The 24,308-nt window shown below is 75.5% G+C and carries 21 protein-coding genes; 11 read left to right on the top strand and 10 right to left on the bottom strand.

From position 1 onward, the window contains the following. The first annotated feature begins 8 nt into the window (after positions 1-8). Positions 9-671, top strand: a complete 663-nt coding sequence (locus tag ACGF3H_RS23565) for a response regulator transcription factor (protein WP_362487659.1) — start codon at positions 9-11, stop codon at positions 669-671. A gap of 100 nt (positions 672-771) precedes the next feature. Continuing rightward, positions 772-1,926 carry an ROK family transcriptional regulator gene (locus tag ACGF3H_RS23560; RefSeq protein WP_362487662.1) on the top strand — a complete coding sequence of 385 codons (1,155 nt, stop codon included), beginning with the start codon at positions 772-774 and terminating at the stop codon, positions 1,924-1,926. Positions 1,927-1,957: 31 nt separating this feature from the next. On the opposite strand, the gene ACGF3H_RS23555 is transcribed toward ACGF3H_RS23560, so the two are convergent. Both ACGF3H_RS23555 and sigJ read right to left on the bottom strand, forming a co-directional pair. After that, positions 1,958-2,719: a GntR family transcriptional regulator gene (locus ACGF3H_RS23555; RefSeq protein WP_362487664.1), complete on the bottom strand. Its 762-nt coding sequence runs from the start codon at positions 2,717-2,719 to the stop codon at positions 1,958-1,960. A 254-nt stretch (positions 2,720-2,973) separates the two neighbouring features. Further along, positions 2,974-3,858 carry an RNA polymerase sigma factor SigJ gene (gene sigJ, locus ACGF3H_RS23550; RefSeq protein ID WP_362487666.1) on the bottom strand — a complete coding sequence of 295 codons (885 nt, stop codon included), beginning with the start codon at positions 3,856-3,858 and terminating at the stop codon, positions 2,974-2,976. Between the two features lie 179 nt (positions 3,859-4,037). Between sigJ and ACGF3H_RS23545 the strand changes: the two genes are divergently transcribed. The 4 genes from ACGF3H_RS23545 to ACGF3H_RS23530 all read left to right on the top strand — a co-directional run bounded on the left by ACGF3H_RS23545 (position 4,038) and on the right by ACGF3H_RS23530 (position 9,903). Beyond that, positions 4,038-4,916: an alpha/beta fold hydrolase gene (locus ACGF3H_RS23545; RefSeq protein ID WP_362487668.1), complete on the top strand. Its 879-nt coding sequence runs from the start codon at positions 4,038-4,040 to the stop codon at positions 4,914-4,916. 323 nt (positions 4,917-5,239) lie between these two features. Beyond that, complete coding sequence (locus ACGF3H_RS23540) at positions 5,240-6,706, top strand: PLP-dependent aminotransferase family protein (protein ID WP_362487670.1); 1,467 nt, start codon at positions 5,240-5,242, stop codon at positions 6,704-6,706. 125 nt (positions 6,707-6,831) lie between these two features. Then, positions 6,832-8,418: an alkaline phosphatase D family protein gene (locus ACGF3H_RS23535; RefSeq protein WP_393816529.1), complete on the top strand. Its 1,587-nt coding sequence runs from the start codon at positions 6,832-6,834 to the stop codon at positions 8,416-8,418. Between the two features lie 141 nt (positions 8,419-8,559). Beyond that, positions 8,560-9,903, top strand: a complete 1,344-nt coding sequence (locus ACGF3H_RS23530; protein ID WP_362487891.1) for a GNAT family N-acetyltransferase — start codon at positions 8,560-8,562, stop codon at positions 9,901-9,903. A gap of 24 nt (positions 9,904-9,927) precedes the next feature. Here ACGF3H_RS23530 and ACGF3H_RS23525 read toward each other — a convergent pair whose 3' ends face one another. Then, on the bottom strand, positions 9,928-11,148 hold the full coding sequence (locus ACGF3H_RS23525) for a PLP-dependent transferase (RefSeq protein WP_362487674.1): 1,221 nt from the start codon (positions 11,146-11,148) through the stop codon (positions 9,928-9,930). A 60-nt stretch (positions 11,149-11,208) separates the two neighbouring features. On the opposite strand from ACGF3H_RS23525, the gene ACGF3H_RS23520 reads away from it, so the two are divergent. Both ACGF3H_RS23520 and ACGF3H_RS23515 read left to right on the top strand, forming a co-directional pair. Then, complete coding sequence (locus tag ACGF3H_RS23520; RefSeq protein ID WP_362487676.1) at positions 11,209-11,700, top strand: Lrp/AsnC family transcriptional regulator; 492 nt, start codon at positions 11,209-11,211, stop codon at positions 11,698-11,700. Positions 11,701-11,778: 78 nt separating this feature from the next. Continuing rightward, a complete protein-coding gene (locus ACGF3H_RS23515; RefSeq protein WP_362487679.1) occupies positions 11,779-13,467 on the top strand; it encodes a DUF885 domain-containing protein in 1,689 nt (562 codons plus the stop codon). Positions 13,468-13,474: 7 nt separating this feature from the next. Here ACGF3H_RS23515 and ACGF3H_RS23510 read toward each other — a convergent pair whose 3' ends face one another. The 6 genes from ACGF3H_RS23510 to ACGF3H_RS23485 all read right to left on the bottom strand — a co-directional run bounded on the left by ACGF3H_RS23510 (position 13,475) and on the right by ACGF3H_RS23485 (position 20,871). Next, positions 13,475-14,320 (bottom strand): SDR family oxidoreductase, encoded by an 846-nt coding sequence (locus tag ACGF3H_RS23510; RefSeq protein WP_362487681.1) that lies wholly within the window; start codon positions 14,318-14,320, stop codon positions 13,475-13,477. A 39-nt stretch (positions 14,321-14,359) separates the two neighbouring features. Next, positions 14,360-14,893 carry an immunity 21 family protein gene (locus ACGF3H_RS23505; protein ID WP_362487683.1) on the bottom strand — a complete coding sequence of 178 codons (534 nt, stop codon included), beginning with the start codon at positions 14,891-14,893 and terminating at the stop codon, positions 14,360-14,362. Positions 14,894-15,110: 217 nt separating this feature from the next. Further along, complete coding sequence (locus ACGF3H_RS23500; protein ID WP_362487685.1) at positions 15,111-18,104, bottom strand: SMC family ATPase; 2,994 nt, start codon at positions 18,102-18,104, stop codon at positions 15,111-15,113. Further along, positions 18,101-19,264, bottom strand: a complete 1,164-nt coding sequence (locus ACGF3H_RS23495; RefSeq protein WP_362487687.1) for an exonuclease SbcCD subunit D — start codon at positions 19,262-19,264, stop codon at positions 18,101-18,103. Before ACGF3H_RS23495 ends, ACGF3H_RS23500 begins: the two co-directional genes overlap by 4 nt. 210 nt (positions 19,265-19,474) lie before the next feature. Further along, entirely contained in the window at positions 19,475-20,101 is a 627-nt protein-coding gene (locus ACGF3H_RS23490) for a YigZ family protein (RefSeq protein WP_362487689.1), read from the bottom strand. 53 nt (positions 20,102-20,154) lie between these two features. Next, positions 20,155-20,871, bottom strand: coding sequence for a hypothetical protein (locus ACGF3H_RS23485; RefSeq protein ID WP_362487691.1), 717 nt, complete (start codon positions 20,869-20,871; stop codon positions 20,155-20,157). 129 nt (positions 20,872-21,000) lie between these two features. On the opposite strand from ACGF3H_RS23485, the gene ACGF3H_RS23480 reads away from it, so the two are divergent. Together ACGF3H_RS23480 and ACGF3H_RS23475 are read left to right on the top strand one after the other, a co-directional pair. Continuing rightward, positions 21,001-21,408 carry a CoA-binding protein gene (locus ACGF3H_RS23480; RefSeq protein WP_351013661.1) on the top strand — a complete coding sequence of 136 codons (408 nt, stop codon included), beginning with the start codon at positions 21,001-21,003 and terminating at the stop codon, positions 21,406-21,408. Between the two features lie 169 nt (positions 21,409-21,577). Then, complete coding sequence (locus ACGF3H_RS23475) at positions 21,578-22,801, top strand: 4-hydroxybenzoate 3-monooxygenase (RefSeq protein ID WP_362487694.1); 1,224 nt, start codon at positions 21,578-21,580, stop codon at positions 22,799-22,801. 9 nt (positions 22,802-22,810) lie between these two features. On the opposite strand, the gene ACGF3H_RS23470 is transcribed toward ACGF3H_RS23475, so the two are convergent. Beyond that, positions 22,811-23,170 (bottom strand): metalloregulator ArsR/SmtB family transcription factor, encoded by a 360-nt coding sequence (locus tag ACGF3H_RS23470; protein ID WP_362487696.1) that lies wholly within the window; start codon positions 23,168-23,170, stop codon positions 22,811-22,813. 97 nt (positions 23,171-23,267) lie between these two features. Here ACGF3H_RS23470 and ACGF3H_RS23465 point away from each other — a divergent pair, with 97 nt between their 5' ends. After that, positions 23,268-24,308, top strand: a complete 1,041-nt coding sequence (locus ACGF3H_RS23465; protein ID WP_362487698.1) for a cation diffusion facilitator family transporter — start codon at positions 23,268-23,270, stop codon at positions 24,306-24,308.

The following is a 24,308-nucleotide window of genomic DNA, read 5'->3' as shown; positions in this document are numbered from 1 at the left end:
CTGGGCGGGTGCCGGTCAGAGTTCTCCTCGTCGACGACGAGCCCCTCGTACGCGCGGGACTGCGTGCCGTGCTGGAGGCGCAGCCCGGAATCGAGGTGGCCGGGGAGGCGGCCGACGGGGCGGCGGTCATCCCGCTGGTGCGTCAACTGCGGCCGGACGTGGTCGCCATGGACGTCCGCATGCCGCTGATGGACGGCATCGAGGCGACGCGCGCGCTGCTGCGGACGGTGCCCGAGCCGCCGAAGATCCTCGTGGTGACGACCTTCGAGAACGACGAGTACGTGTACGAGGCGCTGCGCGCGGGTGCCGACGGGTTCCTGCTGAAGCGGGCCCGGCCGGCGGAGATCGTGCACGCGGTGCGGCTGATCGCCGAGGGCGATTCCCTGCTGTTCCCCGCGTCGGTGCGGCAGCTGGCCGCGGAGTACGGGGACGGTGGCGGGAACCGCGCGGCCCGCGCCGTGCTGGAGCGGGCCCGGCTGACCGAGCGGGAGGGCGAGGTGCTGCGGCTGATGGCGCGCGGGCTGTCGAACGCGGAGATCGCCGCCCGGCTCGTCGTCGGCACGGAGACGGTCAAGTCGCATGTGAGCGCGGTGCTGGCGAAACTGGGGGCGCGGGACCGCACGCAGGCGGTGATCACGGCGTACGAGTCCGGTTTCGTGGCGCCGGGTTGAGGCCCGCTCGCGGGCCGGGGACGTGCGGGCCGGCGCTCGCCCGCGGGGAGCGGGCCGAGTACGATCCGGCCAACACGCGCACGAGCTGGGAGGACGGACGTTGGGCGGGCTGACCGGCGGGGATCCGTCGCTGTTGCGGAGGATCAACTCCGCGGTGGTGCTGCACGCGCTGCGTGCCACGGACTGCGCGACGCTGACCGAGATCACCCGGGTGACGGGCCTGTCCCGGCCGACCGTCGAGGGCGTCGTCGAGGGCCTCATCGAGGCCGGCCTGGTCGTCGAGACGGCCGCCGACGACGGCATGGCGCGGCGGCAGGGACGGCCCGCGCGGCGGTTCCGGTTCCGGGCGGAGGCGGGGCATCTGCTGGGGCTCGAGATCGGTCCGCACCGCGTCGCCGCGGTCCTCGGTGATCTGGACGGGCGGGTGATCGGCGCCCAGGCGAAGGACGTCGAGGAGACCGCCCCGGCCGACGAGCGTCTGGAGCGGCTGCGCACCGCGGTCGCCGAGCTGCTGCGCCGGGCCGGTGTCGCACGGGGTTCCCTGCGGGCCGTGGGGGCGGCCACGCCGGGGATCGTCGAGGCGGACGGCACGGTGCGGCTGGGCACCGCGCTGCCCGAGTGGACGGGGCTGCGGCTGGGCGAGCGGCTGCGCCGTTCCTTCAAGTGCCCGGTGCTGGTGGAGAACGACGCGAACGCGGCGGCGGTCGCCGAGCACTGGAAGGGGGCCGCCACCGAGTCGGACGACGTGGTCTTCGTGCTGGCGGGACTGAGTCCCGGGGCCGGCGCGCTGATCGGCGGCCGGCTGCACCGGGGGTACGGCGGGGCGGCGGGCGAGATCGGCGCGCTGCACCTGCTGGGCCGGGACGTGACGCCGGAGACGCTGCTGTCCACCACCGACCAGCCGCTGCATCCGCTGGACGAGCAGGCGGTCGCCAGGGTCTTCGCCGAGGCGCGGGACGGCGACCAGCGGGCCCGCGCCGCCGTCGAGCGTTTCCTCCGGCGGCTGGTGCACGACGTGGCGGCGCTGGTGCTGGCGCTGGACCCGGAGCTGGTCGTCATCGGCGGGTGGGCGGCCGGGCTGGACGGCGTGCTGGAGCCGCTGCGGCGGGAGCTGGCCCGCTACTGCCTGCGTCCGCCGAGGGTGACGCTGTCGCTGCTCGGCGAGGCCGCCGTGGCGACCGGTGCGCTGCGGCTGGCCCTCGACCATGTGGAGGAGCAGCTGTTCGCGGTGGAGGGCGCCACGGCCCGCCGCTGACCGCTCGCCGCGCGGCCGCCCGCGTCGTGGGTCAGGAGGCCCGTTTCTCCGGGCCGTGGTGGATCTCCATGTCGCCCGAGTCGCCGAAGGTCAGCCGGCAGGTGTCCGCGCGGTAGGTGGCGACGGAGAGCGCCGCGGTGCGGCCGCCGGCGAGGTAGCGGGTGGTGACGACCAGGACCGGTGCTCCGGGGAGACGGTCGAGCTCCTTGGCGTCCTCGGCGCCGGCCGAGCCGAGCTCCACGGCGTTCTCCCGGTGTTCCAGCTCCAGCCGCTGCAGCTCGCGCAGCACGGCACGCGCGCGGGCGGCACCGGACGGGGCGTCGATCGCGGTGAGGTCGGGCACGGACGCCGACGGGATGTACAGCAGCTCCGCCGCGACGGGCCGGCCGTGGCTCACCCGGGAGCGGCGGACGGTGTGCACGGGCTCGTCACGGCCGGTGCCCAGGGCGTCGGCGACGGCCGCGGGGGGTGCCGCGGTGACGCAGTCGGCCGGCTGCCAGGCGTCGTCGGCCGTGCCGGGCCAGGCGTGCTGCCGGGGGCCGACGGCCACGCCCACGCGCGGGGGCGCGACGGTGGTGCCGACGCCGCGGCGGCGCTGGAGCCTGCCCTCCAGTTCGAGCTGCTCCAGGGCCTGGCGGAGCGTGGCACGGGCGACGCCGAAGCGCGCGGCCAGGTCACGCTCGTTGGGCAGGACCTCGCCCACCGAGAACTCCGAGTCCAGGGCCTCGCTGAGCATGGTCCTGAGATGCCAGTACTTCGGCTCCGGTACCGATTCCAACTGCGTGGTCCCCACCCTGTCCTCCGCAATCGCCGTGCTCCGGCGGCGTTTCGGCGCCCTTGTTTATTAAAGGTTGTTGAAGTTCTCTGCGACGATAGGACGGCCCACCCCCTTGGTCAAGACCAATCCTCCATCCCGTGCGCGGGGCAGGGGCGCGGAGCGGGGCGGTGTTCACGGGGTGTTCGTACGGGGTCGTGCGGGCGACACGACGGCGAAGCCCCCGTCGCGCGGACGGGGGCCGGCGTCGGGGCGGCCGGTGGGTGCGGCCGTCAGCCGGTGGGCAGGGACCGCAGCTTGTCGGGGTTGCGGATGACGTAGACCGACTGCACGCGCCCGTCGGCGATGTCCAGCTGGAGGACGAAGTCGGGCTCGCCCCCGGCCAGCACCAGCGCGGCCGGGCCGCCGTTGACCTCCAGGAAGCGCACGGTGGAGTCCGGGGCGCTCTTGCGGGCGGCGCCGATGAGGAAGCGCCCCACCTTGTCGGCGCTCTCCAGCACGCGCACCGGTGCCTTGGCCTTGCCGCCGCTGTCGCCGACCAGCCGGACGCCGGGGGCGAGCATGGCCATCAGCCCTTCGAGGTCGCCGCCGGCCGCCGCGGCGAGGAACCGCTCGGTGAGGTCGCGGCGCTGCGCGGGGTCGACGTCGTAGCGGGGCCGGCGTTCGTCGACGTGCTTGCGGGCCCGTGCGGCGAGCTGGCGTACGGCGGGTTCCTCGCGCTCGAGCACCGCGGCGATCTCGGCGTACGGGTAGCCGAACGCCTCGCGCAGCACGAACACCGCCCGTTCCAGCGGTGACAGCGACTCCAGTACGACGAGGACGGCCAGTGAGACCGAGTCGGCGAGCACGGCCCGCTCGGCGGTGTCCGGTACGGCGTCGCCGAAGCCGGTGACGTAGGGCTCGGGCAGCCAGGGGCCGACGTACGTCTCGCCCCGTGACGTGATCTGGCGCAGCCGGTCGACGGCGAGGCGGGTGGTGACGCGCACCAGGTAGCCCCGCGGCTCGCGGACGTCGGTCCGGTCGGCCCGGGACCAGCGCAGCCAGGCCTCCTGGACCACGTCCTCCGCGTCGGCGAGGCGGCCCAGCATGCGGTAGGCGACGCCCAGGAGGACGGGGCGGTGCTCCTCGAAGACGTCGGTGGGAATGTCGGTGGTCACCGTCCCATCCCAGCGGACGCGTCCGGCCGTTGTCCAGGTCAACCCGCCGCCGTCACGGGCCGCCCGGGAACGACGTCGACCGGGGGCTACCCGTCGGTAGCTCTTACTGACACTCTGTCTACGCAACGCCGGCACCGTTCGCGCCCTCCCGGCACCACGTGTCCCAGACAAGGAGCCCCATGACCGCGACGCTCTCCTTCACCGCCCCGACCGAGCACGGTCCGCAGGACGTCACCCTCGCCTACGCGCGCGTGGGCGCCGGCGAACCGCTGCTCCTGCTGCACGGCATCGGTCACCACCTCCAGGCCTGGGACCCGGTGATCGACATCCTCGCGACGGAGCGGGAGGTGACAGCCGTGGATCTGCCGGGGTTCGGGCAGTCGCCCGCGCTGCCGCACGGTCTGCCGCACGACCTGGCCACGACGAACGCGGTACTGGGCGCCTTCTGCGCGGCCCTGGGACTGGAGCGGCCGCACGTCGCGGGCAACTCCCTGGGCGGCCTGCTGGCCCTGGAGCTCGGGCGGGAGAAGCTGGTGCGGTCGGTGACGGCCCTGTCCCCGGCCGGTTTCTGGTCGCAGGCCGAGCGGCGCTACGCCTTCACCGTGCTGGCGGGGATGCGCCGGACCGCCCGGAGCCTGCCTCTCCCCCTGGTCGAGCGACTGTCCCGCACGGCGGCCGGCCGCACCGCTCTGACCAGCACGATCTACGCCCGCCCCGGCCGCCGCTCCCCCGAGGCGGTGGTCGCCGAGACGCTGGCGCTCGCCCACGCCGAGGGGTTCGCCGAGACACTCCGGGCCGGACGGAGCGTCCGGTTCACCGACGACGTCCCTGGCATTCCCGTGACCGTGGCGTGGGGCGACCGGGACCGGCTGCTCCTGCCCCGGCAGGGCATACGCGCCAAGCACACCATGCCGCGGGCCCGGCTGGTGCGGCTGCGCGGCTGCGGCCACGTCCCGATGAACGACGATCCGGCGCTGGTCGCGCGGGTGATCCTGGACGGCAGCCGCGCTCAGGAGGCCAGTGCCCCGAGGACCTCGTTCAGCACAGCGGGGTCGTAGGGCAGGCTCACGCAGCCACCCCGGCCTGTTCGAGGGCGCACGAGGTGTACGGGGTGACCACGTCGTCGTACCGGGTGGCGACCACGGTGTGACGGACGCCCTCCGCCGTCTCGCCGAGCCCGGCCCCTCGTACCGGAAGGGGTGGCCGTGCTGGAGCTGGGGCCGGCCCGGCACGACCTCACCGGCGGGGCCCGGGCGCTCCTGGATCGCGCGTACGATCCCGGGGCCCGGCACCGGCCTGCCCCCTCGCCGTGGTCTGTCACTCCGGTTGACGCATCGGCGGGTCCAACCCCTCGTAAAGTGGCGGCGATTGGGAGGACGCGATGTTCGGGGGGGCTGCTTTCGTGACGCCGTCGACCGGTCCGGGCGGCCGGCCGGGTTCCGCCGCGTGGGAGCTGTTGCTGCCCGCCGCCTCGGCACCGGCCCGGGGGCGCGGCCGGGCCCTCCAGGCGGCGCTGCGGGACGCGGTCCGCTCGGGGCGGCTCGCCCAGGGCACCCGCCTTCCGTCGAGCCGGGACCTCGCGGCCGACCTCGGGGTGTCGCGGGGGCTGGTCACGGAGGCGTACGAGCAGCTGACCGCCGAGGGCTATCTGCGCAGCGGGCGGGGCGCGGGGACCTGGGTGGGCGACGCCGCGCGGGCCGCCGTCCCACGCACGCGTGATCTCGCCCCGCGCTCCCCCGGCGCCCTGGTCGACTTCGTGCCGGGGACACCGGACCTCTCGCTCTTCCCGCGCTCGGCGTGGGCGGCCGCGCAGCGCGGCGTGCTGGCGGAGCTGCCGCACGAGGACCTCGGCTATCCGGACCCGCGCGGACTGCCCCGGCTGCGGACCGCGCTGGCCGAACTGCTCACGCGGCGCCGGGGCGTAGTGGCGGACCCGGAGCGGATCGTGGTGGTCTCCGGGGTGGCGCAGGCGTCGGCGCTGCTCGGCGGTGTCCTGCACGCCCGCGGTGTGCGCGCGGTCGGCGTGGAGGACCCCGGCAGCCCGCAGCACTGCGCCCTCTACGCGTCGGCGGGCGTGAGCGCCGTGCCGCTGCCGCTGGACGAGGAGGGCCTCGCCGTCGGCCCGCTGCGCGCCTCGGGCGTCCGCGCGGTCGTGACGACGCCGGCCCACCAGTTCCCCACCGGGATCGCCTACTCGGCCCGGCGGCGTGCCGAACTGCTGGACTGGGCACGGTCGGTGGACGGGCTGGTCCTCGAGGACGACTACGACGGCGACTTCCGCTACGACCGCGCACCGGTGGGCGCGCTCCAGGGGCTCGACGCGGAACACGTCGCCTACACGGGCTCGGTGAGCAAGTCCCTCGCACCGGGGCTGCGGCTGGGCTGGCTGCTGGTCCCCCCGTCGCTCATGGACGAGGTGGTCGAGCGCAAGCGGACCACGGACCTCGGGCATCCGGCCCTCGACCAGGCGGTGTTCGCCCGGTTCCTGGAGCGCGGCGACTACGACCGTCAGCTGCGCCTGTGCCAGCGCGCCTACCGTGAGCGGCGCGACACGCTGGTGGCCGCGCTGGCGGAGCACTTCCCCGGCGCCCGGGTCTCCGGGATCGCCGCCGGACTCCACGCCATCGCCGCGCTGCCCGGCCGGCACGGTCCCGAGGGGCGCTTCCTCGCGGACGTGGCCGGGGCCGGTGTCGCGGTGCGGCCCCTGACGGCGTACGGGCACACGGGCGGCGGTGCCGGTGCGGGCCCGGGGGTGCGGCTGGTACTGGGGTACGCGCACCTGGCGCCGGCCCGGATCCGCGAGGGGGTGCGGCTGATGGCCGGGGCGGCGCGGCCCGGGGGCCGGTGAGGCCGTGAGGTGCCTCGACCGGGCACGCCCGCCGGTTGTTCACCCGGGGTTCGCGCGGGCGCCGCGCCGCCCCAGTAGGTGTTGCTGCGCACACCGGCCGGATCACGTCCCCTGGAGGCGCTTCCATGTCCCACCGTCCGTTCCCCGGGCGCCGCAGCGTGCTGCGCGGCTCCCTCGCCGCGTCGGCGGCCCTGACCCTGCCCACCGCCCTCGGGTCGGCACCGGCGTTCGCCCGCTCAGGCCGGCCGGCCGCGGGGTGGGGCGTGCAGGCGGGCGACGTGACGGCGAACTCCGGTCTGGTGTGGGTGCGGTCCGACCGGCCGGCCCGGATGATCGTCGAGACGTCCGCGACCGAGTCGTTCCGCAATACGCACCGGTGGCACGGGCCGCTGCTCGGCCGGGACACGGACTTCACCGGCACCACCCGGCTGCGCGGGCTGCCGCCGGGCGAGCAGATCCACTACCGCGTGCTGCTCGCCGACCCGGACGACCCGCGCCGCACCGGCGAACCGGTGACCGGCACCTTCCGCACGGTGCCGGTGCGCCGGCGCGACGGGGTGCGTTTCGTGTGGTCCGGCGACCAGGCGGGGCAGGGCTGGGGCATCAACCCCGACCTCGGCGGCTACCGCATCTACGACGCGATGGGCGCCCTGGACCCGGACTTCTTCCTGTGCAGCGGCGACAGCATCTACGCCGACGGCCCCATCGCCGCGACGGCCGCCCTGCCCGACGGCTCCACCTGGCGGAACATCACGACCGAGGAGAAGTCCAAGGTCGCCGAGACGCTCGCCGAGTTCCGCGGCAACTTCCGGTACAACCTGCTGGACGAGAACCTGCGGCGCTTCAACGCGCGGGTCCCCTCCGTCGTCCAGTGGGACGACCACGAGGTCCGCAACAACTGGTACCCCGGCCAGACCGTCGCGGAGACGGACGCACGCTACACCGAGAAGAGCGTGGACGTGCTCGCCGCCCGGGCGCGGCGCGCGTTCTCCGAGTACTTCCCGGTCTCCACGCTGCGGCCCGGCGCGCGCGAGGGGCGCATGCACCGGGTGCTGCGCCAGGGGCCGTTGCTGGACGTGTTCGTCCTCGACATGCGGACGTACCGCAACGCCAACTCCCCCGACGACCAGAAGACCGACCCGCAGGGCATCCTCGGCCGCGAGCAACTGGAGTGGCTGAAGCGGGAGCTGGCGCGCTCGCGGGCGGTGTGGAAGGTGATCGCGGCCGACATGCCGATCGGCCTGGTCGTGCCCGACGCCACCGAGGGCGCGGCCAACGTCGAGGCGGTCGCGCAGGGCGATCCGGGGGCGCCGCTGGGCCGCGAACTGCAGATCGCCGAGCTGCTGCGCTTCGTCAAGCACCGGCGGATCACCGGCACGGTGTGGCTCACGGCCGACGTGCACCACACCTCGGCCCAGCACTACCAGCCCTCGCGGGCCGCGTTCGCCGACTTCGAGCCGTTCTGGGAGTTCGTGTCCGGGCCGCTCAACGCGGGCGCGTTCCCGGCCAGCGCCCTCGACGGCACCTTCGGTCCGGAGCGGGTGTTCGTGAAGGCGCCGACCGCCTCGAACGTCTCGCCCGCCGGCGGCTACCAGTTCTTCGGCGAGGTCGACATCGACGGCGACAGCGCCGAGATGACGGTGCGGCTGCGCGAGCAGGACGGCACGGTGCTCTTCACCAAGGTGCTCCGGCCGGGGCTGGTCGGCCAGTAGGTCACGTAGCCTGTCGCGTGTGCCGCGCACCGGCGTCATCCCCCGGTGCGCGGCGCGGTGCGGGCGCCTTTTACCCATCGGTCACAGGGCGTTCGTGATCACGCAACACGGTTCCTCCACAGTGGTCGCATGAGTCGATACATGTCCGAAGTGACCGGGGCGCTGGCGCAGGAGGCCGGGCACGGCCTCGGGACACCGGGCCTCATGCTCGTGGCCTCGATGGCCGCCCTGCTCGCCACGGCGGGCTTCCACACCTGGTGGGTACGGCGTCACGGGCACGCGCCGCCGGCGGAGGATACCGGCGCCCGGCCGCCGTCCGCCGGACTGCGGACCGGGCCGTCCGACCGGGTCGCGGCGGAGCCCGGGCCGGACCGGGCGCCGGAGGCGGACTCCGGGGACAGCGCGCTGTGGCGGATGCGGACGACCGTGCGGGACGAGCCGGGGTCGCTGGCCGTGCTGTGCGCGGCGCTCGCCGACCGGCGGGTGGACATCCTGAGTCTCCAGACGCATCCGCTGGCCGACGGCACGGTGGACGAGTTCCTGCTCCGCGCCCCGGGCGGGCTGAGCGGATCCGAGCTGGCCGGGGTGGTGTCGGCGGCGGGCGGCGCCGACACGTGGACCGAGCGGGCCGACGCGCACGACCTGGTCGACGCGCCGACCCGGATCCTGGGGCTGGCCGCACGCACGGCCCAGGACGCCGCGGAACTGCCGTTGGCGCTGCGTCAGTTGCTGGGCCGGTGCACGATCCGGTCGCTGCCCGCCGGGACCCGCGCGGAAGCCGGGGTCCCGGCGCAGGGCGACCTCGACGGCACCGTGCTGCGGCTGCGCGCACCGGAGGGCGGAGTGATCAGCGTGGAGCGGCCGTATCTGCCCTTCACACCCGCCGAGTTCGCCCGCGCGCGTGCGCTGGTGGAACTGGACGCCCGGCTCGGACCGCGCCTCCCGCGCGGCCGGGACGTGCTGACGCTGCCCGAGGGGCACGACATCACGGTCCGCCGCGCCGACACCCGTGACCTGCGGGCGGCGAAGGCGATGCACGAGCGGTGCTCGGACCGCACCCTCGGGATGCGGTACCACGGCCCGGTCGGGGACACCGACCGCTATCTGAACCACCTGTTGAGCCCGCGTTTCGGCCGAACCCTCGCGGTGCAGACCGCTTCGGGCCGGATCGTCGGGCTCGGGCATCTGCTGTGGGACGGCGACGAGACGGAGGTCGCCCTGGTCGTCGAGGACTCCTGGCAGCGCCGGGGCATCGGCGGCGAGCTGCTCGGGCGGCTCGTGGCGATGGCCGCGGAGACGGGCTGCGCCAGCGTGTACGCCGTCACGCAGGCGTCGAACACCGGCATGGTCGCCGCGATGCGCGGCCTGGGCCTCCCCCTCGACTACCAGATCGAGGAGGGGACCCTGGTCGTCACCGCACGTCTGGACGCGGCGGCCCGAGCGGCGGCGCGGCTGCCGCGGGCGGAGCGGATCGCCGGGGAGTAACCGTCCCGGGGGCGGCGGGCGGCGTCACTCGGCCCGCGACAGCGCCTCCCGCAGCGGGACCGCCTCCACCCGCTCCCCCAGTGCCGCGTCCAGGTCGGCCCACAGGTCCTCGACGTCCTCCAGACCGACCGACATGCGCAGCAGCCGGTCGCTCACCCCGGCGCCGCGGCGGTCGTCGGCGTCGACGATGCGGTGGCTGATGGACGCCGGGTGCTGGATGAGCGTGTCGACGCTGCCGAGGCTCACGGCCGGGGTGATCAGGCGGACCCGGGCGATGACGTCGTGCGGGTCGCCGTGCACCTCGAAGGAGACCATCGCGCCGCCGATGCGCGGGTAGTGGACGCGGGCCACCCTCGGGTCGCCGGCGAGGCGCGCGACGAGCGCGGCGGCGTTGGCCGAGGCGGCCCGCACGCGCACCGGCAGCGTGGACAGGCCCCGCAGCAGCAGATAGCCGGCCAGGGGGTGCAGGACGCCGCCGGTGGCGAAGCGGACCTGCCGCAGCCGTCCCGCGAACTCCTCGTCGCAGGCCACCACGCCGGCCAGCACGTCCCCGTGCCCGCCGAGGTACTTGGTGGCGCTGTGCAGGACCAGCCGGGCACCGCTCTCGGCGGGCCGCTGGAGCACGGGCGTGGCGAAGGTGTTGTCCACCAGCAGCGGCACGGACCCGCAGGCGTGGGCGACGGCCCGCAGGTCGGCCTCGGCCAGCGTGGGGTTGGCCGGGGACTCCACGATCACCAGGCCGGTGTCCGGGCGCAGGGCGTCCGCGATGCCCGCCGGGTCGGTCCAGGTGACCTCCGAGCCGAGCAGCCCGGCGGTCAGCAGATGGTCGCTGCACCCGTACAGGGGCCGCACCGCGACGACGTGCCGCAGCCCCATCGAGGCACGCACCAGCAGGACGGCGCTCAGGGCGGCCATGCCGCTGGCGAAGGCGACCGCGGCCTCGGTGCCCTCCAGCCGGGCCAGCGCGGTCTCGAACCGGGCGACGGTCGGGTTGCCGAGGCGGCCGTAGACCGGCGGGCCGTCCGGTTCGGCGCCGGTGGCGGCGAAGTCGTCGATGCGGGCGGCCTCGCCGCGGCTGTCGTACGACGGGTAGGTCGTGGACAGGTCGATGGGCGGGGCGTGCAGTCCCTGGCGGGCGAGGTCGTCGCGGCCGGCGTGCACGGCCTCGGTGGCCAGTGCCCTGCTTCCGGGTGCGGTGGTGCGTGCGTCGTCGGACGGTGACGTGGGCATGCGCGCTGAGTCCATGGGCGGAAGAGTGAACAGCCAACGGGTCAGCAGGGTCGGAGGCCGTGCTACGTTCGGCGTATGGCCGAATCTGTCGTACTGGATCCGGTGGATCTTCATCTGCTGCGGCTGCTGCAGAACGACGCCCGGACCACCTACCGCGACCTCGCCGCCCAGGTCGGCGTCGCCCCGTCGACCTGCCTGGACCGGGTGACCCGGCTGCGGCGGGCCGGAGTGATCCTCGGCCACCGGCTGGAGCTGGACCCGGCGAAGCTGGGTCGGGGACTCCAGGCGCTGCTGTCGGTGCAGGTGCGCCCGCACCGGCGGGAGCTGGTCGGGCCGTTCGTGGAGCGGATCCGGGCGCTGCCCGAGTCGCGCACCGTCTTCCACCTGACCGGCCCGGACGACTACCTGGTGCATGTCGCGGTCGCGGACATGGCGGACCTGCAGCGGCTGGTCCTCGACGAGTTCACGTCCCGCAAGGAGGTGGCACGCGTCGAGACCCGGCTGATCTTCCAGCAGTGGGAGTGCGGCCCCCTGCTGCCGCCCTCCTCCTCCGTGGCAACGCCCTGAGCGAAATCCGCCCGCCCGCGGTACCGGGCCGGGCGAAGCGGGCTGACGCGGCACCGCTATCCGTATGAGGATGTCCGCATGTCAGAGACCAAGAGCCCGCTGCCCCGCGAGGTCGCCGACGCCTACGTCGACGAGCTCATCGCCCTCGACCCGGTCACCGGTACGTATCTCGGCGTGGCCGGGAGCTCCAGCCGCCTGCCCGACTTCTCCCCGGCGGGGCAGGAGGCCCTCGCCGAGCTGGCGCGGACCACCCTCGCCCGGCTGGACGAGGCGGAGCGCCGGCCCGGCGGCGACAGCGACGTGGAGCGGCGCTGCGCCCGGCTGCTGCGGGAGCGCCTGACCGCCGAACTCGCGGTGCACGAGGCCGAGGAGGGCCTGCGCTCGGTCGGCAACATGGGCACGGCCGCGCACGCGGTGCGCGAGGTGTTCACGGTGACGCCCACGGCGACGGACGAGGACTGGGCGCGGATCGCGGAGCGGCTGCGCGCGGTGCCGGCCGCGCTGGCGGGGTACCGCGAGTCCCTCGCCCTGGGCCTGGAACGCAAGCTGTACGCGGCTCCGCGCCCGACCGCGACCTTCGTCGAGCAGCTCGGCGAGTGGGCGGACACGGGTGAGGGACGCGGCTGGTTCGAGGACTTCGCCTCCGCCGGCCCCGACGCGCTGCGCACGGAGCTGGACGAGGCCGCGCGGGGTGCCACCGCGGCCGTGGTGGAGCTGCGGGACTGGATGCGCGACGTGTACGCGCCGGCGATCGAGGGTGCCCCTGACACGGTGGGCCGCGAGCGCTACGCCCGCTGGTCGCGCTACTACAACGGCACCGACCTCGACCTGGACGAGGCGTACGCGTACGGCTGGGCCGAGTACCACCGGCTGCTCGCCGAGATGAAGCAGGAGGCGGAGAAGATCCTGCCGGGCGCCGAGACGCCCTGGGTGGCGCTGGCGCACCTGGACGAGCACGGCCGGCACATCGAGGGCGTGGACGAGGTCCGCGACTGGCTCCAGGGCCTGATGGACCAGGCGATCGAGGCCCTGGACGGCACCCACTTCGAACTCGCCGAGCGGGTGCGGAAGGTGGAGTCGCGCATCGCCCCGCCCGGCAGCGCGGCGGCGCCGTACTACACGCCTCCGTCGGAGGACTTCTCGCGCCCCGGGCGCACCTGGCTGCCGACGATGGGCCTGACCCGCTTCCCGGTCTACGACCTGGTCTCCACCTGGTACCACGAGGGCGTCCCGGGCCACCACCTCCAGCTCGCCCAGTGGGCGCACGTCGCCGAGAACCTCTCCCGCTACCAGGCCTCGGTCGGCATGGTCAGCGCCAACGCCGAGGGCTGGGCGCTGTACGCGGAGCGGCTGATGGACGAGCTGGGCTTCCTGACGGACGCGGAGCAGCGGCTCGGCTATCTGGACGCGCAGATGATGCGGGCCGCCCGGGTCATCGTGGACATCGGCATGCACCTCGAGCTGGAGATCCCGGCGGACTCCCCGTTCCACCCGGGTGAGCGGTGGACGCCGGAGCTGGCGCAGGAGTTCTTCGGCGCGCACAGCAGCCGACCGGCGGACTTCGTGGAGAGCGAGCTGACCCGGTACCTGACGATCCCCGGCCAGGCGATCGGCTACAAGCTCGGTGAGCGGGCCTGGCTGCTGGGCCGGGAGAACGCCCGCAGGCGGCACGGCGACGCCTTCGACGCGAAGGCGTGGCACATGGCGGCGCTCTCCCAGGGGGCGCTGGGCCTGGACGACCTGGTGGACGAGCTGTCGCGGCTCTGACCGGGGATCAGCGCCGGAAGCCGCCCTCGGAGTCGACGACCTGACCGGTGACCCACTCCGCCTCGTCCGTGGCGAGCCACGCGATGAGGCGGGCCGGGTCGTCGGGCGTGCCCCACCGCCCGGCGGGGAAGAGCGCGGCGACGGCCCTGTGGTCGTCGCCGGTCAGGTAACCGGTGTCCACCGGGCCGGGGTTGACGGCGTTCACGGTGATCGCGTGCTCGGCGAGGGTCGTCGACAGGGACCGGGTGATGGAGGCGAGCGCGCCCTTCTGCAGCGCGTAGGCGATCTCGCCCGGCATGCCGCCGGCGATGTCCTGCCCGGAGGTCATCATCACCACGCGTCCGCCGGGCGTGCGGTGCGCGAGCGCGGCACGGTGGCGGGCGTAGGCCTGGACGAGCAGCAGCACCGAGCGGGTGTCGACCGCCCAGTGCGCGTCGAGCATCCCGGCGTCGATCGTGCCGAGGGTGCCGTCGGAGCCGCTGAGGGCGTGGTTGGCGACCAGGACGTCCAGCCGTCCGCCGAGCGCGTCGGCGGCCCTGGCGAGGAGTTCGCCGGGCACGGCGGGGTCGGCCAGATCGCCGGGGCCGGCGTGCACGGTGGCGTCCGGGTCACCGAGTGCCGCGCGCACCGAGGCGACGACGTCGTCGATCCGGTCGGCTCCCCAGGGCATGGCGGCGTCGTGCGGGACATGGTGGTGCAGGTAGACGCTCGCGCCGTACGCGGCGAGCCGCCGCGCCACCGCGTGCCCGATGCCGGCGCGCCTGCTGGCGCCGGTGACGAGCGCGGTCCGGCCGCGCAGGGGCAGGGGGTCGCGGCGCAGGTCTTCGGGTGCGGGGTGATCGAGTCGGGACATGGGCACCCATGATGGGGCGGCCCGCTGCCCCGGCGCACGTCAATATCGCGGGGTCTCCCGGCCGGTGAGCCGCCGCAGCTGTACGACGTTCAGCCAGGTCTCGGGGCCGGGCCGGACGTCGGCCGCGCGCACCGCGTACCGGCCGGGTTCCAGGGTCACCCGCACGTGGTCGGCCCGGTCGCACGCGGTGCCGGGCCAGGCGGCGTCGAACAGGAGCACCGGCCCGGGCACCTGCCAGGTCAGCTCGGGCTGCCAGTCGGCCGCGTCGAGGGCGCCGGGCACGCCGGCCAGCACCTCGTCCTCGGAGTCGGCCGCGCACCAGCGGACGAAGACGCCGTGGCCCGGCAGGTACGCCGTGGAGGCGGGTTCGTCGCCGAGGACCAGGGCCGCCGAGTCACCGACCGGGAGGAGGCCGACCTGACCGTCGACCTCACAGGCCCGGTCGTAGTCGGAGGCCGTTTCCTCGCCGTCGGCACCGGTCCAGAACGACAGGACCGTCTCCGGCACCGCTATGAGCGGACCGCCGCCCGACTCGACCCACTCCACCGCGCCCGGCTCCGCGTTTCGCACCATGCGGCAGAACCTACACGTCCGTCAGCAGCCGCGGTCGGCCGCGTCCACCGCGGCGGCCGGCCGGCCGGCGGGAGGCCGTTCGGGCCCCTGCCGGGTCTCGTACGCGAAGCCCTCGCCCACCCGGTCCGGTACTCGGACCGCCGAGCATCTCCTCGACCGGCACGCCGGGGCCGGGGAACCGGGCGGCCCCGGCGTCCGCCGGGGAACCGGGACCGGCTCAGCCCGCGCCCCGCTGCCGCAGCACGGACCCCGACCTGCCCTTGACGACCTCCAGTTGGGCGTGGACACGACGCCGCAGGTCGGCGACGTGGCTGACGATGCCGACACTGCGGTCCCGCTCGCGCAGCGCGTCCAGGACGTCGAGGACCTCGTCGAGGGTCTGGTCGTCGAGGCTGCCGAACCCCTCGTCGATGAAGAGCGTGTCCAGGCGGACCCCGCCCGCCTCGTCGGTGACGACGTCGGCGAGGCCGAGCGCCAGGGCGAGGGAGGCGAAGAAGGTCTCGCCGCCGGACAGCGTCGCCGTGTCCCGCTCCCGGCCGGTCCAGGCGTCGACGACGTGCAGTCCGAGGCCGCTGCGTCCGCGCCCCGTGCGGTCGTCGGAGTGGACGAGGGTGTAGCGGCCCGAGGACATCAGCTGCAACCGCGCGGTCGCGGCGGCGGCGACCTGCTCCAGGCGTGCCGCCAGCACGTACGACTCCAGGCGCATGCGGCGTTCGTTGTCCGCCGAGGTGCCCGCTGCGAGGGACGCGAGACGGGCGACGTGGTCGTACTCGTCGCGCAAGGGGGCGAGCCGGCGCACCGCGGCGGTGGCGGTCGTGGAGAGCCGGGCGAGTTCGGCGCAGCGCCGGGCGGCGGCGTCGCGCGCGGAGGCGGCGTCCCGCAGTCGCCGGCCCGCGTCGGCCGCGTCACGTTCCGCGGCGGCGAGGTCGGCCGGCGGCTGCTGGGCGGCGGCCGCGGTGTCGGCCTCGGCGAGGACCGCGCGGACGGCGGCCTCCTCGGTCGCCCAGGCGTCCAGCCGTCGCTGGAGGTCGCGGTGCGCGGCGTCGTCGAGGAGCGCGTCGGCCGCCTCCCGCGGGGTGTCGAGCCCGGCCCGGAACGCGGCGTCCGCGAGACGGGCGTCGGCGTCCTTGAGCCGCCGGGCGGTGTCCTCGGCGGCGCGCGCGGCGTCGGCGGCCTCGGTGAGCTGGGCGGCACGCCGCTCCAACTGGGCCGCCCGCGCGGCGACGCTGTCGGCCGTGCCGCGCGCCTGAGCCAACTCCCCTTCCAGATCCGCCTGTTCGCGTTGCAGCCGTTCACGGTGGGCCACGCGGGAGGCGGCCCGGACGGCGGCCTCCTGCTGGGCCGCGACGCGCTGCTCCCGTTCCCGCTCCGCCCGGCGCAGCTCCTCCTGGGCGGCGTGCAGTCCGGAGGCGAGGGCCCGCGCCCGCGCGTACCGGCGCTCCAGTGCCTCGGCCTCTTCGGCCAGTTCCTCCGCGGAGGTGCCGCCGGCCTCCGCCGTGGCGGCGGCGAGCGCCTCCCGTACGGAGCCGAGGCGCCGTTCGGCGTCAGCGCGCCGCTCCTCCGCTTCCTGGTGGCGGGCGAGGGCCTGGTCCTCGGCCTCCCGGTCGACGTGCCCGGCGATCCGGCGCGCGGGGGCGGGGTGTTCGGTGGCTCCGCACACGGCGCAGGGCTCGCCGTCGGTGAGGTGTGCGGCGAGTTCGGCGGCGATGCCGTTCAGTCGCTGTTCCTTGAGGTCGAGCCAGTGGGCGCGGGCCTCGACGGCGTCCTGCGCGGAGGCCAGCGCCTGTCGCCGCGCCGTGTCCGCCGCGACGGCGAGCCGGTCCCGTTCCCGGGCCGCGTCCAGCCGCCGCCGCGCCGGGTCGCGCTGCACGGCGAGCTGTTCGGCGTGGGTCGCGGCCTCCTGCGCGGAGTCGACGCGGGCCTGGAGACCGCCGCGGTGCGCCTCCCAGTCGGCCAGCCAGGTCTCCGCCTCGTGCAGGACGTCCTCGTCGACCCGTTCCTGCCGGTCCAGGCCGGCGCGTTCCGCGGCGAGGTCGGCAAGGCGCCCTTCCGCCCGCCGGGCCGACTCGAGGGAACCCAGTTCCTCGGCGGTCCGGCGTGCGGCGGCGGCCAGTCCGGCGGCACCGGCGTCGGTGAGGGCGTCGGGCAGCAGGGCGCGCGCCCGTGCCTCCGCGTCGGCCGCCCGCCGGTGTTCGGCGTCGGCGGTGTCGCGCAGCTCCAGGGCGGGGGCGACCGCACCGGCCTTGCGGGCGCGCTCCATGCGCTGCTGCGCGGCGTGGTGCGCACCGGCCCGCTCCTCCAGGCGCTCGGCCCGCTGCCGTGCCTCGGCATGCCGGCGTTGCAGCCGGTCCCGTTCGCGCGCGTCGGCGAGGCCGCGTTCGGCGGCGGCCTGGGCCGACTCGGCGGCGACGAGCCGGCAGTCGGCCACGTCCAGCAGTTCCCGGGCGGTACCGCGGGCGACGGCGGCCGCGCCCAGCACGGCCTCCGCGAGGCCCGGATCGCCCGGTGCGAGCTCCGGCAGGACCATGGCGTCGCCGGCGGCCTGCTGCATCCGGTGGGCGTCCGCGAGCAGCGCGGCGTCCCCCTCCCGCACCTGGGCCTCGGTCGTGCGGCGCCGCTCGGCGAGGCGCTTCTCGACCTCGGCGAAGCGGCGGGTGTCGAAGAGCCGGCCGAGCAGTCTGCCGCGTGCCTCGGCGTCGGCGCGCAGGAAGCGGGCGAAGTCGCCCTGGGGCAGCAGCACGACCTGGCAGAACTGTTCACGGCTCATGCCGAGCAGCTGGGTGATCTCCTCGCCGATCTCCTGGTGGGAGCGGCTGAGGTCCTTCCAGGCCCCGGCCTTGGTGTCGTACTCGCGCAGCCAGGTCTGGGCCTTGTCGACAGTGGTGCCCTTGCCGCGCTTCTTGAGGCGTTCCCAGGGCGGCTGCCGGGTGACCTCCAGCCGCCGTCCGGCGACGGTGAGTTCGAGGCGCACCTCGGTGCGGGTGCCGACGGCGGCGTGGTCGCTGCGCAGGGTCATGCCCTGGCCGCTCTGCCGGGCGCCGGGGACGGAGCCGTACAGCGCGTAGCAGACGGCGTCGAGGACGGACGTCTTGCCGGCGCCCGTCGGCCCGTGCAGCAGGAACAGCCCGGCCGCCGAGAGGTCGTCGAAGTCGACGCTCTGCGATCCGCCGAAGGGCCCGAAGGCCGTGATGTCGAGCCGGTGCAGCCTCACCGGGCCACCTCCCGCACGGTCTCGTCCGCGCGCACCGCGTCGAAGGCGTCCCGCAGGACGGTCTGCTCGCGGTCGTCGGGTCCGACGCCGCGCACGTGCGCCACGAAGTCCTCCGCGATCTGCTGGTCGCTGCGGCCCGCCAGGCGGCGGGCGTAGGAGACCGCCGGGTCGTCCGGGGCCCGGTCGGGCTCGAAGACGAGGCTGAGGGTGTGCGGGAAGCGCTCGGTGAGCCGGGCCATGGGGTCGGCCGGCCGCACGGGGTCGGTGAGGGTCGCCTCGACCCACGCGTTCTCGTGCCGGGTCAGCCCCGGGTCGGCGAGCAGCTCCTCCAGGGGGCCCCGCAGCCGGGCCAGCGGGCGCGGCACCGGGCAGTCGAGGCGCTCGGCGGTGACCGAGCCGCCGGCGTCCAGGTCGACGAGCCACATGCTCTTGCGGTGGGCGGCCTCCGAGAAGGAGTACGGCAGCGGCGAGCCCGAGTAGCGGACGCGCTCGGTGATGGTCTGGCAGCCGTGCAGGTGCCCCAGCGCCACGTAGTCCACGCCGTCGAAGACCCCGGCGGGCACGGCGGCGACTCCGCCGACGGTGATGTCCCGCTCGCTGTCGCTCGGCTCGCCGCCGGTGACGAAGGCGTGCGCGAGGACGACGGAGCGGGTGCCCGGCGCGCGGCCGGCGAGGTCGGCGCGGACCCGGTCCATGGCGGCGGCGAGCACGCTCTCGTGCCCGGCCTTCTCCACCGCGAACTCGGTTTTCACCAGGGCGGGTTCCAGGTAGGGCAGCCCGTAGAAGGCCACGTCCCCGTGGCCGTCGGCGAGCACCACCGGGGTGCCGCATCCGGCCGGGTCGGTGCGCAGGTGGATGCCGGCCCGGTCGATGAGTCCGGCTCCGACGCCGAGCCGACGGGCCGAGTCGTGGTTGCCGGAGATCATCACCGTCGGCACCCCGAGGCGGGCGAGGCGGTGGAGGGCGTCGTCGAAGAGCTCGACCGCGGCGAGCGGGGGCACCGCCCGGTCGTACACGTCCCCCGACACGACCACCGCGTCGACGTCGTGCTCACGCACCGTCTCGACGAGGTGACCGATGAACGCGGACTGGGCGCCGAGCATGTTCACCCGGTGGAACGCCCGGCCGAGATGCCAGTCGGACGTGTGCAGCACTCTCACGCGTCAGCTCCGCCCCGCACACCCACTCCTGCGCACCCTCGCGACCGGCACGAACGACCACCTGATCGTGGTCGGCCCCGACCACGCTAGTACGTCCGCGCACCGCTTCACCCACGAACGAGCACCCCTCGCACGCGTCAGCGCCCGGATTGCCCGGTTACAGGGGCTTTCGTACACCGTGCGGCTCGGGCGGACTGTGGGGTGTCCGACTCACGCGTCCCCGTACGCCTCTCCCCCGAGCTCGAAGCCGGCCGTCCCCGCGGTCGCGTCCGCCAGCCAGCCGCGGAAGGCGTCCACGTCGGCGTCCGGCAGGCCGATCTCGATGGTGACGGCCTCGGCGTACCGCACGTCGCGCACCTCCCGCCCGGTCGCGCGCAGCTCGTTCTGGAGCTTGCCGGCCCGCTGGTGGTCGACGGTCACCGTGGCCAGGCGGAACCGGCGGCGGGTGAGCGTGCCGAGGGCGTCCAGGGCCTCGCCGACCGATCCCCCGTAGGCGCGGATGAGGCCGCCCGCGCCGAGCTTGACGCCGCCGAAGTAGCGGGTGACGACGGCGACGACGTACCGCATGTCGCGGCGCAGCAGCATCTGGAGCATCGGGACGCCCGCGGTGCCGCCGGGCTCCCCGTCGTCGCCGGCCTTCTGCACGGCGGCGTCGGCGCCGATGACGTACGCCCAGCAGTTGTGGTTGGCGTCGGCGTGCTCCTTGCGCACCGACGCGATGAACGCCTGGGCCTCCTCCTCGGTGGCCGCCGGGGCGAGGGCGCACAGGAAGCGCGAGCGGTTGATCTCGGTCTCGTGCACGCCCGCGCGGGGCACCGTGCGGTACTCGTCCTGCATCCGGCCAGCCTAGTCCGTGGCCGTGGGCACCCCGGGGGCCGCCCGGCGCGTGGTCAGGCCGGGGAACCCACGGCGCGGGTCAGATCGAGGCCGAGGAGCCGGTCCGCGTAGGCGAAGGTCTCGAAGCGGGCACCGTCCGGGACGTCCGGGTCGCTCGCCGCCCGGCGCAGCACCCCGAGGAGGGCAGGGGTGTCCAGGTCGTCCTCCCAGGCGGCCCGGAGCCGGTCGCGCACCCCGTCGGGAACGGGGCGGGAGGGCTGCCGTGCCCAGGCGGCGACCGCGCGGCGCAGGCGGGTGAGGGTGGCGGCGGCGTCGTCCAGCACGGCCGAGTCGAGCCGTACGGGCGCGCTGCGGTGCCGTTCCAGCAGGGCCAGGCGCAGGGCATAGGGGTCGGCGTCGGCCACGGCGTCCGGCCGGGCCGGATCGGCGGGGGCGACGGCGACCGTCGCGCCGTCGGGGGCGGCGGCGCCCTCCCGCACGACGTGGAGTGCCTGCGAGGCGTTCGGGCCGTCCGGCCCGTCCTCGAAGGGCCGGATGCCGAGCGCCGCGGCATCCGTGAGCAGGCCGTCCCGGTCCCCGGCACCCTTCAGCAGCGCCCACACGGGCGTGCCGCCGAGCTCCAGGGCACGGACGAGGACGTCGGCGACGAGGAGCACGCGCAGGCCGGTCGTGTCCCGGCCCGGCACATGTGCCTCGACGCGGGTGAAGCCCCGCCGGACGGGGGCGGCGGGGACCGGTTCGCCGGTCCGGGCGTCGATGATGCGCAGCACGGGGTGAGCGTAGGCGGGCCGCGCCCGCGGCGCACCGTGGGCGCGCGCCGGAGGGCCCCGGGGAATCACCGCCCGCCGTCCTCGGTTGTCGCCGAGGACCGTCCGTTCAGGATTCCGAGGAGGCCGCCGGTGTACGGCGACGAGGCAACCGTCCGCAAGATCCTCACCGAGCTGGGTGACACCTGGGCCGTGGTGGGCCTGTCGTCGAACCGGCAGCGCGCCGCGTACGGCGTCGCCGAGGTGCTCCGGCGCTTCGGCAAGCGGGTGGTGCCGGTGCATCCCAAGGCGGAGACGGTGCACGGCGAGCGGGGTTACGCCTCCCTCGAGGACATCCCGTTCGACGTGGACGTGGTCGACGTGTTCGTCAACAGCGACCTCGCCGGGGCGGTGGCCGACGAGGCGGTCGCCAAGGGGGCCGGGGCGGTCTGGTTCCAGCTGGGCGTGGTCGACGAGGCCGCGTACGAGCGGACCCGGGCCGCGGGTCTCGAGATGGTGATGGACCGCTGCCCGGCGATCGAGATCCCGCGGCTCGGCTAACTCGCCGCACACGGCCGTCGCGGCCCACGACCGTCGCCGCACACGGCCGTCGCGGCCCACGACCGTCGCGGCGCGCGGCGGATGCGGCGCGCGGCGGATGGGGCGCACGGCCGGCGAGGCGGCCGTCGCCGACGTTCCCGCCGGCACGGGGCATCGCCATAATGCTTCCGTGACCGCCGCCTCCCCCCGCGCCGACTCCGGCGCCGCGCAACGCTTCCCGGTCGTCGTGGTGGGCGCCGGCCCCGCCGGGCTGACCGTCGGCAACATCCTGCGTGCCGCCGGTGTGGACTGTCTGGTCCTGGAGACCGAGAGCCGCGAGTTCGTCGAGCGGCGCCCCCGGGCCGGGGTCGTCGAGGAGCGGGTCGTGCGCGGGCTGGAACGGCGCGGGCTGGCGCGGAACCTGCTGGCGCGGGGGCAGGTGCACGACGAGTGCGAGTTCCGCTTCGCCGGGGAGCGGTACCGGTTGCGGTACACGGAGCTGACAGGTCGTCACCACTACGTGTATCCGCAGCACTTCCTGGTGGCGGACCTGGTGCGTGAGTACGCCGACGTGCGCGGCGGGGCGGTCCGGTTCGGGGTGCGGGACGTCCGCCTGCACGACCTGGAGTCCGCCCGGCCCTCGGTGTCGTACCTGTGCCCGGAGACGGGTGAACGCCGTGTCGTGGAATGCGAGTTCGTCGCGGGCTGCGACGGGGCGCGCGGCGTGAGCCGTGCGGCGCTGCCGCCGGGGCGGGCCGGTGTCACGCGGTACGACTACGGCGTCGGCTGGCTGGCGCTCCTCGCCGAGGCACCGCCGTCCTGCGACTGCGTCGTCTTCGGCATGCACCCGCGCGGGTTCGCGGGCCACATGCAGCGCAGCCCCGAGGTGACCCGCTACTACCTGCAGTGCCCGCCGGGCGACGACCCGGCGAACTGGCCGCACGACCGGGTCTGGGCCGAGCTGCGGGAACGCCTCGGCGCGGCCGGCGCCCCGCCGCTGAAGGAGGGGCGGCTGATCGAGAAGCGCGTCCTCGACATGCACGGCTACGTCGTCGAACCCATGACGTCCGGGCGGCTCCACCTCGCCGGCGACGCCGCCCACCTGACCGCCCCCATCGCCGCCAAGGGCATGAACCTCGCCCTGCACGACGCCTTCCTGCTCGGCGACGCACTGGTCGCCCGGCTCACCGGCGGCGACGAGAGCGGGCTGGCCGGCTACTCGGCCGCCTGTCTGGCCCGGGTGTGGGAGTACCAGGAGTTCACGCAGTGGCTCTCGGAGCTGTACCACGGCACGGCGTCGGGCGACCCGTACCGCGCGGGCCTCACGCACGCGCGGCTCCGCCGGCTGTTCGCCTCCCCCGTCGCGGCGACGGCGTTCGCCGAGCAGTACCTCGGCACGGCGGCCACCGGCTGAACCTCCGCCTCAGCCGTGGGGCGGCCGGTCGCCGAGCCTGTGGCCGGCCACGTTCAGCGCCTCACCGACCAGGCGGCGCAGGTGTCCGTCCCGGAGCGAGTAGACGACGCGGCGGCCTTCCTTGCGGGTGCCCACCAGGCCGGCCAGCCTCAGCCGGGCCAGGTGCTGGCTGACCGCGGGCCGGGCCGCCCCGCACACCTCGGTGAGCGTGCCGACGTCGGCCTCGCCCTCGGTCAGGGCGTGCAGCAGGACGAGGCGGGTGCGGTCGCCGAGCAGGGCGAGGAGGTCGGCGGCGAGCGCGAACCGCTCGTCGCCCGGCGGGCGCGGATGCGCATCATGCGCAGGTGAGAGGTGCATGCGTGCACTCATACGCACATAATGGCGCCGTGGGCCGTCACACGTCCACCCGTCCGCACCGGACCCACCGGACCCACCGGACCACCGGACCCCCCGGAAGGGGAACCTCGTGAGCGACCCGCACCGGCACCACGCCCACGCCCACGCCCACGCCCACGCCGAATCGTCCCCGCGTCACCGGCTCGCGCACCTGCTCGCCCCGCACTCCCACGACAGCGCCGACAGGACCGACCCCGCCCTGGAGTCCTCGGCCCGCGGTCTGCGCGCACTGTGGGTGTCGCTGGCGGTGCTCGGCGCGACGGCACTGGCCCAGGCGGTCGTGGTGGCCGTCTCCGGGTCGGTGGCCCTGCTCGGGGACACGGTGCACAACACGGCGGACGCCCTGACCGCCGTCCCCCTGGGCATCGCCTTCGTCCTGGGCCGGCGCGCGGCCACCCGTCGCTTCACGTACGGCTACGGACGGGCGGAGGACCTGGCGGGCGTCGTGATCGTGCTGACGATCGCCGCGTCCGCCGTGTTCGCGGCGTGGACGGCGGTCGACCGGCTGCTCGACCCGCGCCCGGTCGCCCACGTCCCGGCCGTGGCCGTGGCCGCCCTGGTCGGTTTCGCCGGCAACGAGTGGGTGGCCCGCTACCGGATCCGCGTCGGCCGGGCGATCGGTTCGGCCGCGCTGGTGGCCGACGGGCTGCATGCCCGCACGGACGGTTTCACGTCGCTGGCCGTACTGCTGGGCGCCGGGGGCGCGGCACTGGGGTGGCGGCTCGCCGACCCGGTGGTGGGGCTCGCGATCACGGCCGCGATCGTGCTCGTCCTGCGGGACGCGGCACGGGAGGTGTTCCGGCGGCTGATGGACGCCGTCGATCCGGCGCTGGTGGACCGTGCCGAGCGGGCGCTGACCGAGGTCCCCGGCGTGCGTGCGGTGGGCGAGCTGCGGCTGCGCTGGATCGGGCACCGGCTGCGCGCCGAGGTGGCGGTCGTGGTGGACGGCGGGGCCACGGTCCGCGAGGCCCACGGCATCGCCGTCGAGGCCGAGCACGCCCTGCTGCACGCCGTACCGGGACTCACCGCCGCCCTGGTCCACGCGGACCCGGCGCCGGCTCCGGGAGAGTCGGACCCCCATCTGGCGCTGGCCCACCACGCCCCCGCGTGA

The sequence above is a fragment of the Streptomyces sp. NPDC048185 genome, assembly GCF_043202495.1.
Lineage (GTDB): Bacteria > Actinomycetota > Actinomycetes > Streptomycetales > Streptomycetaceae > Streptomyces.
Note: the sequence above shows the minus strand (reverse complement) of the source record. Positions and strands in the feature narration are given on the sequence as shown.

Excerpts from the sequence above, each read along its gene's own strand:
- ACGF3H_RS23510 (WP_362487681.1), bottom strand. The coding sequence starts at position 14,320 with ATGTCCCGACTCGATCACCCCGCACCCGAAGACCTGCGCCGCGACCCC.
- ACGF3H_RS23515 (WP_362487679.1), top strand. The coding sequence starts at position 11,779 with ATGTCAGAGACCAAGAGCCCGCTGCCCCGCGAGGTCGCCGACGCCTAC.
- ACGF3H_RS23545 (WP_362487668.1), top strand. The coding sequence starts at position 4,038 with ATGACCGCGACGCTCTCCTTCACCGCCCCGACCGAGCACGGTCCGCAG.
- ACGF3H_RS23535 (WP_393816529.1), top strand. The coding sequence starts at position 6,832 with ATGTCCCACCGTCCGTTCCCCGGGCGCCGCAGCGTGCTGCGCGGCTCC.
- ACGF3H_RS23540 (WP_362487670.1), top strand. The coding sequence starts at position 5,240 with ATGTTCGGGGGGGCTGCTTTCGTGACGCCGTCGACCGGTCCGGGCGGC.
- ACGF3H_RS23470 (WP_362487696.1), bottom strand. The coding sequence starts at position 23,170 with ATGAGTGCACGCATGCACCTCTCACCTGCGCATGATGCGCATCCGCGC.
- ACGF3H_RS23520 (WP_362487676.1), top strand. The coding sequence starts at position 11,209 with ATGGCCGAATCTGTCGTACTGGATCCGGTGGATCTTCATCTGCTGCGG.
- ACGF3H_RS23505 (WP_362487683.1), bottom strand. The coding sequence starts at position 14,893 with ATGGTGCGAAACGCGGAGCCGGGCGCGGTGGAGTGGGTCGAGTCGGGC.
- ACGF3H_RS23490 (WP_362487689.1), bottom strand. The coding sequence starts at position 20,101 with ATGCAGGACGAGTACCGCACGGTGCCCCGCGCGGGCGTGCACGAGACC.
- ACGF3H_RS23530 (WP_362487891.1), top strand. The coding sequence starts at position 8,560 with ATGTCCGAAGTGACCGGGGCGCTGGCGCAGGAGGCCGGGCACGGCCTC.
- ACGF3H_RS23525 (WP_362487674.1), bottom strand. The coding sequence starts at position 11,148 with ATGGACTCAGCGCGCATGCCCACGTCACCGTCCGACGACGCACGCACC.